This is a genomic window from Dryocola mayonis (assembly GCF_051307045.1).
GTDB lineage: Bacteria > Pseudomonadota > Gammaproteobacteria > Enterobacterales > Enterobacteriaceae > Dryocola.
In genome coordinates, this window is sequence record NZ_CP150452.1 from 1,929,456 (window position 1) to 1,945,351 (window position 15,896).

Annotated in this window: 18 protein-coding genes; 8 read left to right on the forward strand and 10 right to left on the reverse strand. The window is 58.9% G+C overall.

Annotated elements, in window-relative coordinates:
• Positions 1 to 88 precede the first annotated feature (88 nt).
• Positions 89 to 1,177 carry a LacI family DNA-binding transcriptional regulator gene (locus WLO32_RS09375; protein WP_435948055.1) on the reverse strand — a complete coding sequence of 363 codons (1,089 nt, stop codon included), beginning with the start codon at positions 1,175 to 1,177 and terminating at the stop codon, positions 89 to 91.
• Between the two features lie 70 nt (positions 1,178 to 1,247).
• Here WLO32_RS09375 and WLO32_RS09380 point away from each other — a divergent pair, with 70 nt between their 5' ends.
• The 5 genes from WLO32_RS09380 (at position 1,248) to mdtI (ending at position 4,350) form a co-directional block, all read left to right on the forward strand.
• A complete protein-coding gene (locus tag WLO32_RS09380) occupies positions 1,248 to 1,865 on the forward strand; it encodes a glutathione S-transferase family protein (protein ID WP_435948056.1) in 618 nt (205 codons plus the stop codon).
• Between the two features lie 74 nt (positions 1,866 to 1,939).
• Positions 1,940 to 2,767 (forward strand): arylamine N-acetyltransferase family protein, encoded by an 828-nt coding sequence (locus WLO32_RS09385; protein WP_435948057.1) that lies wholly within the window; start codon positions 1,940 to 1,942, stop codon positions 2,765 to 2,767.
• A gap of 32 nt (positions 2,768 to 2,799) precedes the next feature.
• Positions 2,800 to 3,030, forward strand: coding sequence for a tautomerase PptA (pptA, locus tag WLO32_RS09390; RefSeq protein ID WP_435948058.1), 231 nt, complete (start codon positions 2,800 to 2,802; stop codon positions 3,028 to 3,030).
• Positions 3,031 to 3,659: 629 nt separating this feature from the next.
• Positions 3,660 to 4,034, forward strand: a complete 375-nt coding sequence (mdtJ, locus tag WLO32_RS09395) for a multidrug/spermidine efflux SMR transporter subunit MdtJ (protein ID WP_435948059.1) — start codon at positions 3,660 to 3,662, stop codon at positions 4,032 to 4,034.
• Positions 4,021 to 4,350 (forward strand): multidrug/spermidine efflux SMR transporter subunit MdtI, encoded by a 330-nt coding sequence (gene mdtI, locus WLO32_RS09400; RefSeq protein ID WP_435948060.1) that lies wholly within the window; start codon positions 4,021 to 4,023, stop codon positions 4,348 to 4,350. Before mdtJ ends, mdtI begins: the two co-directional genes overlap by 14 nt.
• Before the next feature lie 28 nt (positions 4,351 to 4,378).
• On the opposite strand, the gene WLO32_RS09405 is transcribed toward mdtI, so the two are convergent.
• The 4 genes from WLO32_RS09405 to WLO32_RS09420 all read right to left on the reverse strand — a co-directional run bounded on the left by WLO32_RS09405 (position 4,379) and on the right by WLO32_RS09420 (position 8,987).
• A complete protein-coding gene (locus tag WLO32_RS09405; RefSeq protein WP_435948062.1) occupies positions 4,379 to 5,185 on the reverse strand; it encodes a trypsin-like serine peptidase in 807 nt (268 codons plus the stop codon).
• A 417-nt stretch (positions 5,186 to 5,602) separates the two neighbouring features.
• The gene (asr, locus tag WLO32_RS09410; RefSeq protein ID WP_435948063.1) at positions 5,603 to 6,001 is read right to left on the reverse strand and encodes an acid resistance repetitive basic protein Asr; all 399 of its coding nucleotides are present in this window, start codon (positions 5,999 to 6,001) and stop codon (positions 5,603 to 5,605) included.
• A gap of 173 nt (positions 6,002 to 6,174) precedes the next feature.
• Positions 6,175 to 7,659 carry a carboxypeptidase M32 gene (locus WLO32_RS09415; RefSeq protein WP_435948064.1) on the reverse strand — a complete coding sequence of 495 codons (1,485 nt, stop codon included), beginning with the start codon at positions 7,657 to 7,659 and terminating at the stop codon, positions 6,175 to 6,177.
• Positions 7,660 to 7,730: 71 nt separating this feature from the next.
• Positions 7,731 to 8,987, reverse strand: a complete 1,257-nt coding sequence (locus tag WLO32_RS09420; RefSeq protein ID WP_435948065.1) for an MFS transporter — start codon at positions 8,985 to 8,987, stop codon at positions 7,731 to 7,733.
• A gap of 104 nt (positions 8,988 to 9,091) precedes the next feature.
• On the opposite strand from WLO32_RS09420, the gene WLO32_RS09425 reads away from it, so the two are divergent.
• The 3 genes from WLO32_RS09425 (at position 9,092) to bioD (ending at position 12,142) form a co-directional block, all read left to right on the forward strand.
• Positions 9,092 to 9,994 (forward strand): LysR family transcriptional regulator, encoded by a 903-nt coding sequence (locus WLO32_RS09425; RefSeq protein WP_435948066.1) that lies wholly within the window; start codon positions 9,092 to 9,094, stop codon positions 9,992 to 9,994.
• Positions 9,995 to 10,118: 124 nt separating this feature from the next.
• Positions 10,119 to 11,336 (forward strand): sugar metabolism global transcriptional regulator Mlc, encoded by a 1,218-nt coding sequence (mlc, locus tag WLO32_RS09430; protein WP_435948067.1) that lies wholly within the window; start codon positions 10,119 to 10,121, stop codon positions 11,334 to 11,336.
• Positions 11,337 to 11,461: 125 nt separating this feature from the next.
• The gene (gene bioD, locus WLO32_RS09435; protein ID WP_435948068.1) at positions 11,462 to 12,142 is read left to right on the forward strand and encodes a dethiobiotin synthase; all 681 of its coding nucleotides are present in this window, start codon (positions 11,462 to 11,464) and stop codon (positions 12,140 to 12,142) included.
• Between the two features lie 87 nt (positions 12,143 to 12,229).
• On the opposite strand, the gene WLO32_RS09440 is transcribed toward bioD, so the two are convergent.
• Genes WLO32_RS09440 through WLO32_RS09460 form a run of 5 tightly spaced genes read right to left on the reverse strand, consistent with a single transcriptional unit; the run spans position 12,230 to position 15,838 of the window.
• Positions 12,230 to 13,396: a cupin gene (locus WLO32_RS09440; RefSeq protein WP_435948069.1), complete on the reverse strand. Its 1,167-nt coding sequence runs from the start codon at positions 13,394 to 13,396 to the stop codon at positions 12,230 to 12,232.
• Between the two features lie 12 nt (positions 13,397 to 13,408).
• Positions 13,409 to 14,200 (reverse strand): HpcH/HpaI aldolase family protein, encoded by a 792-nt coding sequence (locus WLO32_RS09445; protein WP_435948070.1) that lies wholly within the window; start codon positions 14,198 to 14,200, stop codon positions 13,409 to 13,411.
• The gene (locus WLO32_RS09450; protein WP_435948071.1) at positions 14,197 to 14,940 is read right to left on the reverse strand and encodes an alpha/beta fold hydrolase; all 744 of its coding nucleotides are present in this window, start codon (positions 14,938 to 14,940) and stop codon (positions 14,197 to 14,199) included. Before WLO32_RS09450 ends, WLO32_RS09445 begins: the two co-directional genes overlap by 4 nt.
• Positions 14,937 to 15,704, reverse strand: a complete 768-nt coding sequence (locus WLO32_RS09455; protein WP_435948072.1) for an SDR family NAD(P)-dependent oxidoreductase — start codon at positions 15,702 to 15,704, stop codon at positions 14,937 to 14,939. Before WLO32_RS09455 ends, WLO32_RS09450 begins: the two co-directional genes overlap by 4 nt.
• Positions 15,704 to 15,838 carry a hypothetical protein gene (locus tag WLO32_RS09460; protein ID WP_435948073.1) on the reverse strand — a complete coding sequence of 45 codons (135 nt, stop codon included), beginning with the start codon at positions 15,836 to 15,838 and terminating at the stop codon, positions 15,704 to 15,706. The genes WLO32_RS09455 and WLO32_RS09460 overlap by 1 nt, the downstream gene beginning before the upstream one ends.
• Between the last annotated feature and the right edge of the window lie 58 nt (positions 15,839 to 15,896).

A 15,896-nucleotide genomic window follows, 5' to 3' on the forward strand; every position in this document is an offset into this window, starting at 1 on the left:
GTTTTGCGATGCGCTCACAATATGAGGGTAATATGATTTTTTCAGCACGGGCTGTAAAGCAGCAGGACGGGATTAGGTGACGCGGCTCTCAAACCTGGCGCAGTCTTGCTACCTGGCGCGCGAGCACGGCCAGCGCATCGCCAAGCGCCTTAGCAGAAGGGGAACTCCCGCCGGGGGCCGCCGTGGTTTTACGTTCAACCAGGGCGACGGGCAGCACCTGCGGCTGCGGCTGGCCGTCGGGGTGATGAATCATCTCCACCAGGCGATTGACGCTCGCTTTGCCGAGCGTGCGGAAATCCTGCTTGATGGTGGTAAGCGGCGGGATAAAACAGGCGCTGTCTTCGGTATCGTCATAGCCCACAACGGAGACGTCCGCCGGCACCGCTAAACCTTCTTCCGCAAGGGCGCGCAGCGCGCCAAGCGCCATCTGATCGTTGGCGACGACGATCGCGCCGGGCGTTTTCCCCTCGCGCAGCAGCCGGGAAAGCTGCTCATAGCCTGAAAGCGAACTCCAGTCGCCTTCCATTACCGCCGCCGCCGTCAGTCCGTTTGCGGCCAGCGTTTGCTGCCAGCCTTCAAAACGCAGGCGCGCCGAAATGGAGGACCGCGGCCCGCAGAGCAGGGCGATGCTGCGATGGCCAAGGTTGATCAGGTGTTCCACGCCCAGGCGCGCTCCTGCGCCGGGGTCGAAAATAATGCTATTGGCCTCCAGCTCCGCGCAGACGTCCAGAAACAGCGTCGGCACGCTGCCGCAGGCGTTTTGTACCGCCTGCGCTTCTTCGTTTTCGAGAGGAATATTGATAATCAGCCCGTCCACGCGCTGTGACAGCAGGCTGTTCACCGCCGCTTTACAGGCCGCAAGCCCCGGCTGCTCAACCATGGAGATCATCACGTTGAAATTCATGCCCCCGGCCTGGGTTTTGATGGCGGCGGCAATTTGCGAAGGGGCGTGCAGCGACAGGTTGGTGGTGGCAAGGCCGATGGTCTGGCTGGGTTTGCCGGCCAGCTGCTGCGCCACGCGGTTGGGAACGTAGTTGAGCGCGGCCATCGCCGCCTCGACCTTCAGCCGAGTTTTTTCGGCAACGTGGTTTGCCTGGTTAATCACCCGGGACACCGTCTGATAGGAAACGTCGGCATACTCCGCCACATCGTAAAGCGTCACTGATTTGGGTTTCATGCCGGGTTTCCTTATCGCTCTTAAAGTCCGGGAGTATTCTACACTTAATCACTTTAGACCGGAGAACATCATGTACAAACTCTACGGTGCGCCGGGCTGCGGCTCGGCGATTGTTGAAATCATGTTTGTTTTGACAGGTGAAGCGTATCAGTGGAAAAACGTCGAGGGATTCGAAGATCCGGGCCCGCAACGCGATGCGCTGTTAACGCTCAATCCCCTCGGCCAGGTGCCGACGCTCAGGCTTGAAGACGGCTCGGTGATGACCGAAAGCGCGGCTATCGCCCTGATGCTGCTGGACAGGCATCCCGAGCTGGCGCCTCCCGCGGACACGCCGGAACGCCAGCGTTTTTACCGGCTGCTGGTCTGGTTTGTCGCCAACGTCTATCCCACTTTTACCTACGGCGATAATCCGGCGCGCTGGACGCAAAACGGCGCCGATGAGCTTCTCGCCAGCACGAATCATTACCGCGAACAGCTCTATGTATGGATGGAAAACCAGGTCGGAAGTGGCCCTTACATATTCGGAGAAAAGATCACCCTGCTGGATGCCTATCCCGCGGCGATGATTAGCTGGCGGCCGCGGCAGGCGTGGTTTGAAAAGCACACGCCGAAGCTGTTTGCCGTCGCGCAGAGGGTGCGCCGGCGTGAAGATCTACAGGAAGTGCTGCGCCGCAATGAAATGCTGTGATCGCACCATCGATCATATGGCGCTGGGGCAATCCATTATAGTGATATGACTTTCATCGCAACGGACTTCATCCTGTGGCCTTTGACCTGAACGCCTACTTCGCGCGCATTCGTTTTACGGGCGGCTACGCGCCGGACCTGCATACGCTGCGGCAGCTGCATTTGCTGCATACCTGCGCCATTCCTTTCGAAAACCTGGATGTGCTGTTAGAGCGCAAAATCCTGCTCGACGATGACAGCGTGTTCGGCAAGCTGGTGACCGCGGGGCGGGGCGGCTATTGCTACGAGCAAAACGCGCTGCTGCGCCGGGCGCTGCTGGAGATCGGCTTTCAGGTGGAAGATTTAGCGGCGCGGGTAGTGATGATGCGCCCGCAACAGATGCCTGCCCGCACGCATCGCCTGCTGCTGGTCACGCTCGGGCAGCAGCGCTGGCTGGCGGACGTGGGGTTCGGCGGCAAGACGCTAACCGCCCCGCTGCTTTTTGAAGCTGACGGCGAACAAACGACCCCACACGGCGTCTATCGCCTGACGCGCGTTGAGGACGATTATCTGCTTAGCCTGCGCGAAGACGGCGAGTGGTTGCCGCTTTACCGGTTCGATCTGCAGCCGCAGTATTTCGCGGATTACGAAGTCGCGAACCATTACGTTGCCACCTGGCCGGCATCGCATTTCCGCCATCATCTGATGCTCTGCCTGCACGTGAGCGACGGAAGATCTGTCACGCTGAATAACCGCCGTCTGACGGCCGGCGGCGAAAAGCAGGAGCTTGCCGACGCGGCCGCGGTTTATCAGGCGTTGCGCTCCCGTTTCGGTTTGCGCCTGGACTCGGCGAAGCACGGTATCGACTTTGAAACCTTTGCGGCTGCCTTTAACTTATTGCCCGAGCAGTACCTTCCCCGTTAATGACGATTTTTATTCTTACCAAGGAGAACACCGTGCCGCATATCACCGTTAAACATTTCCCGCGCGAGCTGACGGACGAGCAAAAACAGGCTCTGGCGGAAGAGCTGAGCGACGTTGTTAAAAAGCATTTCGGCTCGAAGGACGCTTCGCTTTCGGTGGCGTTAGTGCCGGTTGAACAGGATCGCTGGAAAGAGGACGTCTACGACAAAGAGATTAAACCCGCCTTTGATTCGCTGGCCAAAAAGCCGGGCTACAGCATGTAGCACTGGCCTTCGCCCATGCGTCAGCCGCGCATGGGCGTGGCGAAAGTTATCCACAAAATCGGTGGATAACTCTGTGGGATTCTATGTAGATCCCTGTGAGAAGCCGAATCTTTGACCGTGCTCACACCTTTTATGCTTTCCTTATGCCCCCGGCAGGGCGTGACGTTTTTATCGCCAGTTCTCTGTCTGCAATTAATCGGTTAATTAATTTTTATCCTCTGGGAAATAGAGGAATGGCTTTTTAAACGGCAACGTAAAGAAATGAAAAGGGCCGGCGGAAGGCAGGTAAAATATGGTACAAATTTGCCGTGTTTGACTACTGAGGACAATTTACTATCCGCAACCGATGAGAAGCAATACCGCGGATACGTTGTGAATATTATGGACATTATGTTTGCGAACAAGCTGTTCAAAACGTTATTAACAAACCATCCGGTTATTTTTCCTTCCGCTTTCTCCCTGTCCGGTGAACAACACTGGCGCAACGCGCTATAGTTCCGCTCTCCTGATCTCGCCGTCGCGCGCATCCCTTGCGCTGCAAGGCTATCCGGCTTTTTTTTCGGTTTTCTTATTCTTTAACGCATAAGACAAGCCGCCGTACCGTTATTTTCTCTGTCAGGAGAGAAACCATGATTTACTGGATTTTATTAGCTCTGGCTATTGCCGCAGAAATTATCGGCACCTTGTCGATGAAATGGTCAAGCATGAGTGATAATAACCTGGGTTATATTTTCATGCTGGCGATGATTTCCCTGTCCTATATTTTACTTTCGTTCTCCATTAAACGCATTGCCCTTGGCGTGGCCTATGCCATGTGGGAAGGCATAGGTATTTTATTTATTACGCTGTTTAGCGTTCTGCTGTTTGACGAGCCGATCTCAACGCTGAAAATTATCGGCTTAACCACGCTGGTGATCGGCATTGCGCTGATTAAATCAGGCACCGGCGCAAAGAAAACGCGTAGGGCGCAGCCGGGCCGGGGAGGTGATCATGCCGTCGTTTGAATGGATCCACGCCGCCTGGCTACTGGCCGCCATCGTGCTGGAAATTACGGCGAACATTTTACTTAAGCATTCCGACGGTTTCCGCCGTCCGCTGTACGGCGCGCTTTCTCTGCTGGCGGTGCTTGCGGCCTTCAGCGCGCTGGCGCAGGCGGTTAAAGGCATCGAGCTTTCGTTGGCTTATGCGCTCTGGGGCGGGTTTGGGATTGCCGCGACGGTCGCCGCGGGCTGGGTACTGTTTGGCCAGCGCCTCAATCGCAAAGGCTGGCTGGGGCTGGTCTTTCTGCTGGCGGGCATGATTATCATTAAAATTGCCTGAGGCTCAGGATAGCCCGGCCTGCGCCGGGCTACTGGCTAGCCAGCGCTTCTAAGCGATCGCGAAAACCGGTTACTGCAATGGCGCGGTTATCGGCGCGGTAGCGGTCTTTCGCCGCCGGCGCCGAGCTTTGTACGGCAATCAGCTGCCAGCCGTCTGCGGTTTTTAGCATCAACGGCGAACCGCTGTCGCCCGGCAGCGTGTCGCACTGGTGCGACAAAACGGTTTTTTGCGCCCAGCCGGTTATCACGCAGTCGGTATGCGTATAGAGATCGTCCAGATGATCCTCAGGATAGCCGGACTGCGTCACCTTGCGGTTTTGCGCTTTTAGCGCATCGGTCAGCGCCTCGCGATCGCCTTCAAATAAGGGAAGCGGCGTAATGCCCGAAGGCGGGTTATGCAAAATCACCAGGCCGAAATCGTGCGGCGCCGCGCCGGGCGGCACAATCCAGCCATCCCCGTCGGCTTTTAAACGTCGTCCAAGGGTGCTTTCCACCCGGCCTTCGATATCATGAATTTCGTAACGCCATTTTCCCTTCGAGGAGATAAAGCGTAGCGCGACGGCTTTGTCGGGTTTGCCCCGTGGAGGCTGCAGCAGACAATGTCCGGCGGTTAGGGCCAGATGAGGTGAAATTAAGGTGGCTGTGCATAAATTGCCGCTGGCGGTTTCCAGCTGGCCGATGGCGTCCCAGGGAGAATGAGCGGGATCCTTTACGTGGGTGCGGTCGTCGTTGCCAAAAAACAACGTTTTCACTTCCGCGGCGCTGTCGTCATCCGCGTGGGTCAGTGCCGGTAACAGACACAAAGCTCCTAACAGCAATACAACTTTTTTGCGCATATCACTCTCTGTGGGGCGATTAATTATGATTTTTGTATAAACCCGATGAATGGGGTAACTATAGACGGGTCGCGCCGAAAGTGGGAGTAAAAACAGCGTACTACGCCTTTAAATCCAGAAGCTGAAGGTAATAATGCCGCAAATAATCAGCAGCGAAAGGATGATTTCAAAACCGTAGCGTCGCAACATCACCCGGACTCCAGAAGTAAACGCCCGGCGAGTCGGGCGCGGGATGACTGACAATGATCGTTGCACCCCGGGTTGCGAAATAGCAACCTGTATCAACAATGGATGCCGTCTTCTGGTCTGCCCCAGACGCCAAAAAAACACGCTTTTGGGCGACTGTCATCAAACTAAACACCCGGCGAACCGGGTGTTTTTATTAAGACTTTAATGCCGGGGCGGCCCCCGGTCGCCTTATGCTGCCGGCTGTGCAGCTGGTTTGGTCGCAGCGTGGGTCGCTTTTTTGTGGTGCTTTTTAGCAGCCTGCGCTTTCTGTTCGGTCTGAGCAGGTTTTGCCGCTTCAGCTTTTACCGCTTTCTTGTGGTGCTTTTTAGCCGCCTGGGCTTTCTGCTCGGTCTGAGCAGGTTTTGCCGCTTCAGCTTTTACCGCTTTTTTATGGTGCTTTTTAGCAGCCTGAGCTTTCTGCTCGGTAGCGGCTTTTTTGTGTTTTTTGTGATGGGTGGTTTTAGCTGGCGCTTTAGCCGGAGCGGCAGCGGTAGCAGCAGGCGCTGGCGTCGCGGTAGTGTCAGCGGCGAAAGCAGCGGAAGACAGACCCACGAGCGCTGCAACAACCAGAGCTAATACTTTATTCATCTCGACATCCTCGAATTTGTTTGTGTGTGAACCCCACTGCGGGGCCGTTGAGATGAACTATAGGCTTGTCGCTCGCCGCCTTCAGTGAGTGATTGGTATCGGCGTGTAACGGAATGTACAAAGGGCGCGGGAAGCATGAAAGCGCCGGGAATCGCTATCCCCGGCGCCATGCATTACAGATAACGTGCTTCTAAATGTTTGCGGAAATACAGCGGGTTAAGGTCTTCGCCCGTGGCATTGACGATCAGCTGCGAGGTGCTAAAGCGGCTGCCGTGCTGCCAGATATTCTGGCTTAGCCAGTCGAACAGGGCGGCGAAGTTTCCTGCGGCGATGTCGCTTTCAAGCTGCGGTAGCGCAAGTTTCGCGGCGTTGAACAGCTGCGCTGCGTACATCGCGCCCAGCGTGTACGACGGGAAGTAGCCGAACGCGCCGTCCGTCCAGTGGATATCCTGCATGCAGCCGTTACGGTAGTTATCTTTGGTGGACAGCCCCAGCCAGCGCTGCATTTTCTCATCCCACAGCGCGGGAATGTCTTCCACCTCAATCTCTCCTTCAATAAGCGCCCGTTCGATCTCATAGCGCAGCACCACGTGCGCCGGGTAGCTCACCTCATCGGCATCCACGCGGATATAACCGCGTTCAACGCGCTGATTCACGGCGACGAAGTTCTGCATTTCGAAAGCGGGCTGCGCGCCGAAGCGGGCAATGATTTTTGGCAGCAGCAGGCTGAGGAACTCTTTACTGCGGCCAAGCTGCATCTCAAAGAACAGGCTTTGCGATTCATGAATCGCCGTGGAGCGGGCGTGGGAAACCGGCTGGCCCAGCCATTCGCGCGGAAGATTCTGTTCGTAGCGGGCGTGCCCGGTTTCATGAATCACGCCGAACAGCGAGGAGATCAGATCGTTTTCATCGTAGCGCGTGGTGATGCGAACGTCCTCGGGCACGCCGCCGCAGAAGGGATGCGCGCTCACGTCCAGACGACCGCCGTTAAAATCGAACCCGAGAAGCTGCATCACCTCCAGGCCGAGCTCGCGCTGAGTGGCGGTAGCAAAGGGGCCGGTCGGCACGATGGCCGGCTGCTTAGCCTGTTTTTCCACGACCTTTTGCAGCAGGTCCGGCAGCCAGCCGCGCAGGTCGCCGAACAGCACGTCGAGTTTGGCGCTCGTCATGCCGGGCTCGTAAAGATCGAGCAGCGCGTCGTAGCGTGAAATGCCTTTCGCTTCAGCGCGCAGCCTGGCTTCTTCGCGGCTAACGCGCACGACCTCTTTCAGGTTGGCCGCGAAGCCCTGCCAGTCGTTGGCCGGACGCTGCGTGCGCCAGCCGTGTTCGCAGCGGGTGCCCACCAGCGACTTTTCTTCGACCAGCGATTCGGGCAGCAGCACGGCCTCCTGATACTGGCGGGTCATTTCACGAAGGTTGGCGCGCTCGACGTCGTTGAGCTCTTCCTGCGCGGCGGCCTGCAGCAGCGTAGCGATTTTTTTATCGGTCAGAATTTGATGCTGCAGCACGCTCAGCTCGGCGAGCGCTTCACCGCGTGCTGCGCTGCCGTTCGGCGGCATGCAGGTAAACATGTCCCATCCGGCGATCGCCGAGAGGTGTCCGAAGCGGGACAGGCGCTGGAAGGTGCGGGTGAGATGGTTATAGTTTTGCTTTTCCATAGGGCCTCGTGAGTGTCGTTAACGCAGCGAAAATAGCAAAAAGCGTTAATAAAAACGAGGCCCGACGGCGGTTAACGTACGCGATGGTGCAGGCGGCTTCCGACCAGTAAAGCAACGACCAGCAGCGAGCCGATAAAGCCGGCGACGCCGTACCAGGCGAACCGGTGCCAGAACAGGCCTCCCAGCGTGCCCGCAAGGCTTGAGCCGAGGTAATAGCTGAACAGATAAAGCGAAGAGGCCTGGCCTCTGGCGCGTTTCGCGCGCGGCCCGATCCAGCTGCTGGCGACGGAGTGCGCCGCAAAGAAGCCGGCGGAAAACAGCAGCATGCCGGCGAAAATCACCGCCAGCGGCGAGAATACGGTGAGCACCAGGCCCAGCAGCATCACGCCGGTTGAGAAGATCATCACCGGGCCGCGGCCAAATTTCGCCGTCATCGCCCCGGCTTTTGGCGAACTCCAGGTGCCGGTCAGGTAGGCGACGGAAAGCAGGCCCACCACCGCCTGGCTTAAGAACCACGGCGCTTCCATCAGGCGATAGCCGATGTAGTTAAACAGCGTGACGAACGCCCCCATCAGTAAAAAACCTTCGGCAAACAGCAGCGGCAACCCCTCGTCGCGCCAGTGCAGCCGGAAATTAATAAACAGCGTCTTAGGGCGCAGCGAAGAAGGGCGGAAGTGGCGCGACTCCGGCAGAATTTTCCAGAACATCAGGGCGGAGGCGAGGGCAAAACAGCCAATCGCCGCCACCGCAACGCGCCAGCTAAAGAAGTCCGTGAGTACGCCGCTTAACAGGCGCCCGCTCATGCCGCCAATCGAATTCCCGCTGATGTACAGCCCCATAGAGAAGGCCACGACGCTCGGGTGGATCTCTTCGCTAAGGTAGGTCATGCCCACGGCGGCCACGCCGCTCAGGGAAAGGCCGATCAGCGCGCGCATCAGCAGGATGCCGTGCCAGCTGGTCATCATCGTGGAAAGCAGCGTGCAGCAGGAGGCGAGCAGCAAGGCCGTCACCATGACCGGCTTGCGGCCGACGGCGTCGGAAAGCGGCCCGGTGAACAGTAACCCCGTGGCGAGCATGGCGGTGGATATCGACAGGGAAATACTGCTGCTGGCGGGCGAGACGCCGAATTCATGGGAGAGCACCGGCAAAATGGGCTGCACGCAGTAAAGCAGAGCGAAGGTGGCAAGTCCGGCGGAGAAAAGCGCCAGGGTGACGCGCATAAACTGGGGCGAACCGCGTTTAATATAGGCGGCCGCTGCCGGCCTGACGGAAATACTGTCGTCAACGTCCGGTGCCGGAGCGGAGCTGACGGAGGATGTACGGCTCAAAATCAATCCTTAAAACGATGTGTTGTTGCCTGCGTTCCCCCAGAGTAGAAAACGGCGAATGTTCTGTCTAATATATTAATAATCTCAATTGATATGTTTAAAATATGAATATCGAACTACGGCATCTGCGCTATTTCGTCGCGGTGGCGGAAGAGCTGCATTTCGGGCGCGCCGCCGCGCGTTTGCGTATCTCTCAGCCTCCGTTAAGCCAGCAAATTCAGATCCTCGAGCAGCAAATCGGCGCCCGGCTGCTGGCGCGCACCAACCGCAGCGTGAACCTTACGGCGGCGGGGCAGCAGTTTTTGACCGATGCGCGCCAGATTCTCGGGCAGGTTGAAGCGGCGGCGGCGCGAGCCGGGCGGTTGCATCAGGGGGAAACGGGGGAGCTACGCATCGGGTTTACCTCTTCCGCGCCCTTTATGAAAGGCGTTTCGGACAGCCTGTCAACGTTCAGAAAACGCTATCCGGACGTGCATATTCAGATGCGTGAAATCAATACCCGCCAGCAAATCGCACCGCTCAACGACGGCGAGCTGGATCTGGGGCTAATGCGCAATACGCGCCTGCCGGATACGCTGGCGTGGAAGCTGGTGCTGCGCGAGCCGCTGCTGGCGATGGTGCACCGCGATCACCCGCTGGCCGGGCGTAAAGCTATCTCCCTTCAGGATCTGGCGCCCGAGCCTTTCGTGTTCTTTGATCCCCACGTCGGCACCGGCCTGTATGACGATATTCTCGGCCTGCTGCACCGCTGCGGTATTTCACCCTATATCACCCAGGAAGTGGGGGAGGCGATGACGATTATCGGCCTGGTATCCGCAGGGCTTGGGGTCTCGATTTTGCCCGCCTCCTTTAAGCGCGTGCGGGTCAGCGACGTCGTGTGGCTGCCTTTGCAGGAGCAGGAGGCGCGCTCGGAGATGTGGCTGGTGTGGCCTAAACATCGTGAGCTCTCAAACGCCGCGCTTCGTATCAGCGAGCTGTTAACCGAGGCGACTTGTGGGCTAAAATAAGCGTAAAACCAGTCTATTATGTGCGGTAAATCACAACCCTACGTAAATATTTGACTACCCCGCTTGAAGTGTTTCACCATAGCCGAAAGTTTATTTCGAAGCGCGAAAATAAAGGGAGTACCACGTGGTTGCTGACAGCCAACCGGGCCATATCGATCAGATTAAACAAACGAATGCGGGCGTGGTTTACCGCCTCATTGACAGCCATGGCCCGGTATCGCGTATCGATCTTTCTCGTCTGGCGCAGCTTGCTCCGGCCAGCATTACTAAAATCGTGCGCGAAATGCTCGAAGCGCATTTGGTGCAGGAGACGGAAATCCAGGATCCCGGCAGCCGCGGCCGTCCGGCGGTGGGGTTGATGCTGGAAACGGAGGCCTGGCATTATCTTTCGGTACGCATTAACCGCGGCGAAATTTCGCTTGGCCTGCACGATCTCAGCAGCCAGCTGATCGTCGAAGACACCCTATCCCTGCCGACCGAAGACCCGAGCCCGCTGCTGGAGCGTGTTATCAGCCAGGTGGACCATTTTTTTATCCGCCATCAGGACAAGCTCGAACGCCTGACCGCCATCGCTATTACCCTGCCGGGTATTATCGATACGGTGCGCGGTATCGTGCACCGGATGCCGTTTTATGACGTCTGCGATATGCCGCTGGGGGAAGTGCTGGAAAACCATACCGGCGTGCCGGTCTTTATTCAACACGACATCAGCGCCTGGACGATGGCCGAAGGGCTGTTTGGCGCATCCCGCGGCGCGCGCGACGTTATTCAGGTGGTTATCGATCATAACGTGGGCGCAGGAGTGATCACCGATGGCCGCCTGCTGCACGCTGGCAGCAGCAGCCTGGTAGAGATTGGCCATACGCAGGTCGATCCCTACGGCAAGCGCTGCTACTGCGGCAACCACGGCTGTCTGGAAACCATCGCCAGCGTCGAAAGCGTGCTGGAGCTGGCCCAGCTGCGCATGAACCAGTCGATGGGCTCAATGCTGCACGAGCAGCCCCTGACGGTGGAGTCCCTTTGCGATGCGGCCCTGCAGGGCGATCTTCTTGCCAAAGATATTATTCTGGGCGTCGGCGTAAACGTAGGGCGTATTCTCGCCATTATGGTGAACCTGTTTAACCCTCAAAAGATTCTGATAGGTTCGCCCCTTAACCGCGCGGCGGATATTCTCCATCCGGCCATTGCAAGCTGCATTCGCCAGCAGGCTTTACCGGCCTACGCCCAGCATATGATTGTCGAAAGCACCCAGTACAACCACCGCGGCACAATGGCGGGCGCGGCGCTGGTAAAAGACGCAATGTATAACGGTTCGTTACTGATTCGCCTGCTGCAAGGATAATCATTTTCATTGATCCACTAAAAATTGCGCTATCTCAATCTGGTCAATCCACTCTTCTTTTAGACTTCCGGAACTGAATTATTCAAATTTCTAACTAGTTTTTGTGTACTACCCCGGGAGTTACCATGCTTAAGCGTTTCTTTATTACAGGCACCGATACCGCGGTCGGCAAGACGGTGGTGTCTCGCGCCCTGCTGCAGGCGCTGGCCGCCAGCGGCAAATGCGTTGTCGGCTATAAGCCGGTAGCCAAAGGAAGCAAAGAAACGCCAGAAGGATTGCGTAATAAAGACGCGCTGGTTCTGCAAAGCGTTTCGTCGCTGGCCCTGCCTTACGCCGCCATTAACCCCATCGCCCTGAGCGAAGAGGAAAGCAGCGTAAACCACAGCTGCCCCATCAACTACACGCTGCTGTCCGACGGCCTGTCGCGCCTGTCGGGCCAGGCCGATCACGTCGTGGTCGAAGGCACCGGCGGCTGGCGCAGCCTGATGAACGACCTGCGGCCGCTGTCGGAATGGGTGGTGCAGGAACAGCTGCCCGTGCTGATGGTGGTGGGCATTCAGGAAGGCTGTATCAACCATGCGCTGCTGACCGCGCAGGCCATTGCCAACGACGGCCTGCCGCTGGTGGGCTGGGTGGCGAACCGCATCAATCCGGGCCTTGCCCACTACGCCGAAATTATCGACGTGCTGCGCAAAAAACTGCCTGGCCCGCTGGTGGGCGAACTGCCGTACCTGCCGCGCGCCGAACAGCGCGAGCTTGCGCAGTACATCGATTTATCCCGGCTCCAGATAGGCGTCACGGCTTAGGATTTCGTGAGCGGCGGGAAGCGAACGGCCGCAAAGCGAAAGGAGGATCCTGCGTATGGCAGGATCCTCACCGCTAATCAGACGCCTTTAATCTGGCCGGGCGATTTTTTCGCCGGCCCGCCGCGCCGTGGCAGGTAAAATACTGGCGATCGCCACGTAGCCATCCGGATCGATACAGCGGTCATGCGCCTGCGCCTGCTCGATAATGTCGCGATCCCAGTAAAGCGGTTTACGCCTGTCGCCGCGGGTGGTCAGGGTAGCCTCCATCTCACCATCAACGGCCCGGTAGCGCCGCCAGCAGCCGCCCGGCACCGATACAACGGAGCCTTCCACGGCGATAATCGTCACTTCCTCTTCCTGCCGGTTATAGGTCACCTCCAGCGTGCCTTTAAACAACATCAGCACCTGAACATCCGCACAGCAGTGCAGGCCGACGCGATGATCATCCTGAATACGCAGCCACTCTACGGAAAACCCGTGGGGGTTAACAATTGGCGGCGCGCTGTTGCGATCCTGCGAAATGCCAAAGCCGATAACCGGCGCCAGCTCCGCGCCGTGGCCGGGCAGGATAGCGTCCAGCAGCGCCTGGCTTGACCACTGCCGCTGCTCGCCGCTCACCGCTCGCCGCTTCATTTCGTCAACGGAGTAATCGCGCAAAGCGGCGATCTGTTCAGCAGCCAGCGGCTGCAGCAGCTCGCTTTCGGCGGGCCGGGCATCGCCGGCCTCCACGTCGATAAGCATATTGTCACGGCTCAGGTACAGGCCGTATTCGCGGGCGGCGTCAAGAATTGACGGGTGCCAGATAATGCCGCCGGTGTTGTCTCCGCCCAGCACGGTGAACACCATGCCGTTGGTTTCCTGCGGGCTGACGTTGGTAAAGCCGCGGAAAATCCACGTTGGAATCGACAAAATGGCCGGGGCGCTGAGCTCTGCTTCATGCTCGCCGTTGGCCCCCCAGCGAAAGCGCCAGCTTCCCTCATGAATCAGGAACACCTCGGCGGTAAAGTGCAGATGCAGGTTATTCGTCACGCCCTTAGGCATGGCGGCGGCGCCAATATTAAAGCCGTGCGCCTCGGGAATATTCACCACCTGCGACGCGGACTGGGTGACGCCGGGGCCGATAAAAGAGTAGTTCTGCTTGAGGTGCGAGCCCGGCAGCTTACAGTCAATAAAAGCCACGCTGCAGGAAACCCGGTCTTCCGGCAGCACCAGACGGCGGCGCGCTTCTTCCTGGGTCAGGGTTACGTATTGCATATTGATCCTCCTTTAATAGCCAGATGTGCCGCTGGCGGACGGTGTTTCACCGCGCGCCAGCGCGATAGCTTCGCGGGCGGCGCGGCCAAGCTGCATAACGTCATTGGCGGGGGTGACAAAACTGAAGCCCTGCGCCAGGCGGTCCGCCGCGGCCTGGCCGGAGGTGCAGAAGATCCCGGCGAGCTTGTTATGCTCCCGGCTGCGGGCCAGCACGAGCTCCACGGCGGCAAGCATCTCCGGATGCTGGGACTCGGCGCTGGCGCTGCCCGTCAGGGTTAGCGAGAGATCGTTTGGGCCAATAAACACGCCGTCCAGCCCGTCGGTTGCCAGAATCGCGTCCAGGTTTTCCAGCCCTTCGCGGGTTTCAATCATCGCCAGCGTCAGGATCTCGTCGTTGGCGTGTTGAGGATAATCTTTGCCGCCGTAGAGCAGCGCCCTCGCCGGGCCAAAGGAGCGGTTGCCCAGCGGCGGATAGCGGCAGGCGGCGACGAATTGCCGCGCCTGTTCCGCGGTGGAAACCATCGGGCAGATGATCCCCCAAGCGCCGGCATCCAGCAGGCGCATAATCTGCGCGGGATCGTTGCTGTTAACCCGCGCAAGCGGCAGGGCCGGCGTAGCGGAGAGGGCCTGCAGCATCGCCAGCGCGCTGGCGAAGTCAATCATGCCGTGCTGCATATCGACGGTGACCGAATCATAGCCCTGGTGCCCGGCAATCTCGGCGCTATAGCCGGAAGGGATGGCGAGCCAGCCGTTAATAATCGGCTGCCGGCGGCGAAAGGCCGCTTTTAAGGTGTTGCTTCTCACAAGAGTGTCTCCTTTATCCAGTTACGCAGGGCATCGGCCACCGTAAGCGGCGCTTCCAGGGGCAGAAAATGGCCGCTGTCCGGCAAGGTTATCCAGCGTGCGTGCGGCGCAGCTTCCGCCGCGGCAAGATGATGTTGCGGGGTGCAGATACCGTCGCAGCCGCCGTTGAGGATTAGCGTCGGCGCGCCGTATTGCGCCAGCGCGGCGCGGTTATCGGCGCGGGTGATGGCGATTTCCGTTTGCCGGGCAAAAGTTTCGCTCCCGCACTCGTCGGCCATCCGGGTAAGGGTGGCATGCAACGCCCGGTCATCAAGACGCGCCGGGGCGACATAGCGCGGCCACATCGTCGCGCTCAGCCAGTTGCCCGTTCCCTGACGGGCGGCATCCTGCACCGCGGCCCGGCGGCCGGCGGCGTTATCAGGCGCATCGCTAAAGGGGTTAACCGAAATCAGCGCCAGCCCGGCAAGACGCTGGGGCGCGTCCGCCAGCATCTGCAATGCGACGATGGCGCCGAGGGAAAAGCCCGCCAGGCAAAAACGCGGCGGCAGGGCGCTGAGCAGCTGCCGGGCCTGCGCGGGGGCGGAAGCGGCGCCGCTGAGGGTCAGGCTGCTGACGCTGCTGACGTTCAGCGCGTTAATAACCGGCTGCCAAAGGCGGTGGTTACACAGGGTGCCGCCCAGTAAAATCAGCGGAGCGCGTTGGTTATCCAGTAGCGGAAAAGCACAGGTGGATTCGCTCATGTTGCCGTCCATCCGCCGTCAACCAGCAGCGCGGCGCCGGTGATTAACGCCGCCGCCGGGGAGGCGAGAAACACGACGGGTCCCATCACGTCCTCGAGCGTTCCAAGGCGCCTGAGCTTGATATTGTCCAGCACGTAGCGGCTGAACGCCGGGTCGGACAGGCTGGCGCGCGAAAGCTCGGTGGCGATAAAAGTCGGACACAGGGTATTGACCCGGATGCCCGCCTCTCCCAGCTCCAGCGCCATGGTTTTGGTCAGCCCTTCGAGGGCAAATTTCGACGCGCAGTAAACGCTGCGCTCGGGGCCGCCGACGTGCCCCATCTGCGAAGAGATATGAATGATGGAGCCCGCGATACCGCCTGCCTTCATCCGGCGGGCAACCTGCTGGCTCAGAAAGAAGGTCGCCCGCAGGTTGAGCGCCATCACCGCGTCGTAATTTTCCTCGCTGACGTCCAAAAAAGGCTGATGGCGCGCCAGCCCGGCGCTGTTTACCAGAATGTTGAAATCCGGCAGCGTGCCCAGCTTCTGCCTGACCTGCGCGGTGTCGGTAATATCCAGCTCCAGGGTTTGGAGCCGCAGGCCGTCCCGTGCTGCAAGCCCGGCGGCTTCGCTAAGCTGCCCGGCGTTCCTGGCGGCTATCCATACCTGCGCTCCGGCGCGCGCAAGGGCCACAGCTGCGGCAAAACCTATGCCTCTGGAACCGCCGGTCACCAGCGCCCGCTGGTCATCCAGACGGAAATCAGGCGAAGAGGGAAGGGTAAGCATCAGCCGGCCTCTTTTACGTCGATGGCGAAGATCGAGAATTCGCGGGGCATTTTGCGTTTTTCGCAGCGGCGCGCGAAAATATCGCCCCGCTGACGTGCAGATAAATATTTATGACTTTTTAAATACTGCGCCATGATGTTCTCCGTTACTGGTATACGCGCGCCTTGCCCGCCCGAATAAACGGGAGGCGAC

Bases quoted from the DNA above. Each gene is read 5' to 3' on its own strand.
- bioD (WP_435948068.1), top strand. From the start codon at position 11,462: ATGCTTAAGCGTTTCTTTATTACAGGCACCGATACCGCGGTCGGCAAG.
- asr (WP_435948063.1), bottom strand. From the start codon at position 6,001: ATGAATAAAGTATTAGCTCTGGTTGTTGCAGCGCTCGTGGGTCTGTCT.
- WLO32_RS09425 (WP_435948066.1), top strand. From the start codon at position 9,092: ATGAATATCGAACTACGGCATCTGCGCTATTTCGTCGCGGTGGCGGAA.
- WLO32_RS09405 (WP_435948062.1), bottom strand. From the start codon at position 5,185: ATGCGCAAAAAAGTTGTATTGCTGTTAGGAGCTTTGTGTCTGTTACCG.
- WLO32_RS09415 (WP_435948064.1), bottom strand. From the start codon at position 7,659: ATGGAAAAGCAAAACTATAACCATCTCACCCGCACCTTCCAGCGCCTG.
- WLO32_RS09460 (WP_435948073.1), bottom strand. From the start codon at position 15,838: ATGGCGCAGTATTTAAAAAGTCATAAATATTTATCTGCACGTCAGCGG.
- WLO32_RS09380 (WP_435948056.1), top strand. From the start codon at position 1,248: ATGTACAAACTCTACGGTGCGCCGGGCTGCGGCTCGGCGATTGTTGAA.
- WLO32_RS09450 (WP_435948071.1), bottom strand. From the start codon at position 14,940: ATGAGCGAATCCACCTGTGCTTTTCCGCTACTGGATAACCAACGCGCT.
- WLO32_RS09440 (WP_435948069.1), bottom strand. From the start codon at position 13,396: ATGCAATACGTAACCCTGACCCAGGAAGAAGCGCGCCGCCGTCTGGTG.
- mdtJ (WP_435948059.1), top strand. From the start codon at position 3,660: ATGATTTACTGGATTTTATTAGCTCTGGCTATTGCCGCAGAAATTATC.
- WLO32_RS09455 (WP_435948072.1), bottom strand. From the start codon at position 15,704: ATGCTTACCCTTCCCTCTTCGCCTGATTTCCGTCTGGATGACCAGCGG.
- WLO32_RS09375 (WP_435948055.1), bottom strand. From the start codon at position 1,177: ATGAAACCCAAATCAGTGACGCTTTACGATGTGGCGGAGTATGCCGAC.
- mdtI (WP_435948060.1), top strand. From the start codon at position 4,021: ATGCCGTCGTTTGAATGGATCCACGCCGCCTGGCTACTGGCCGCCATC.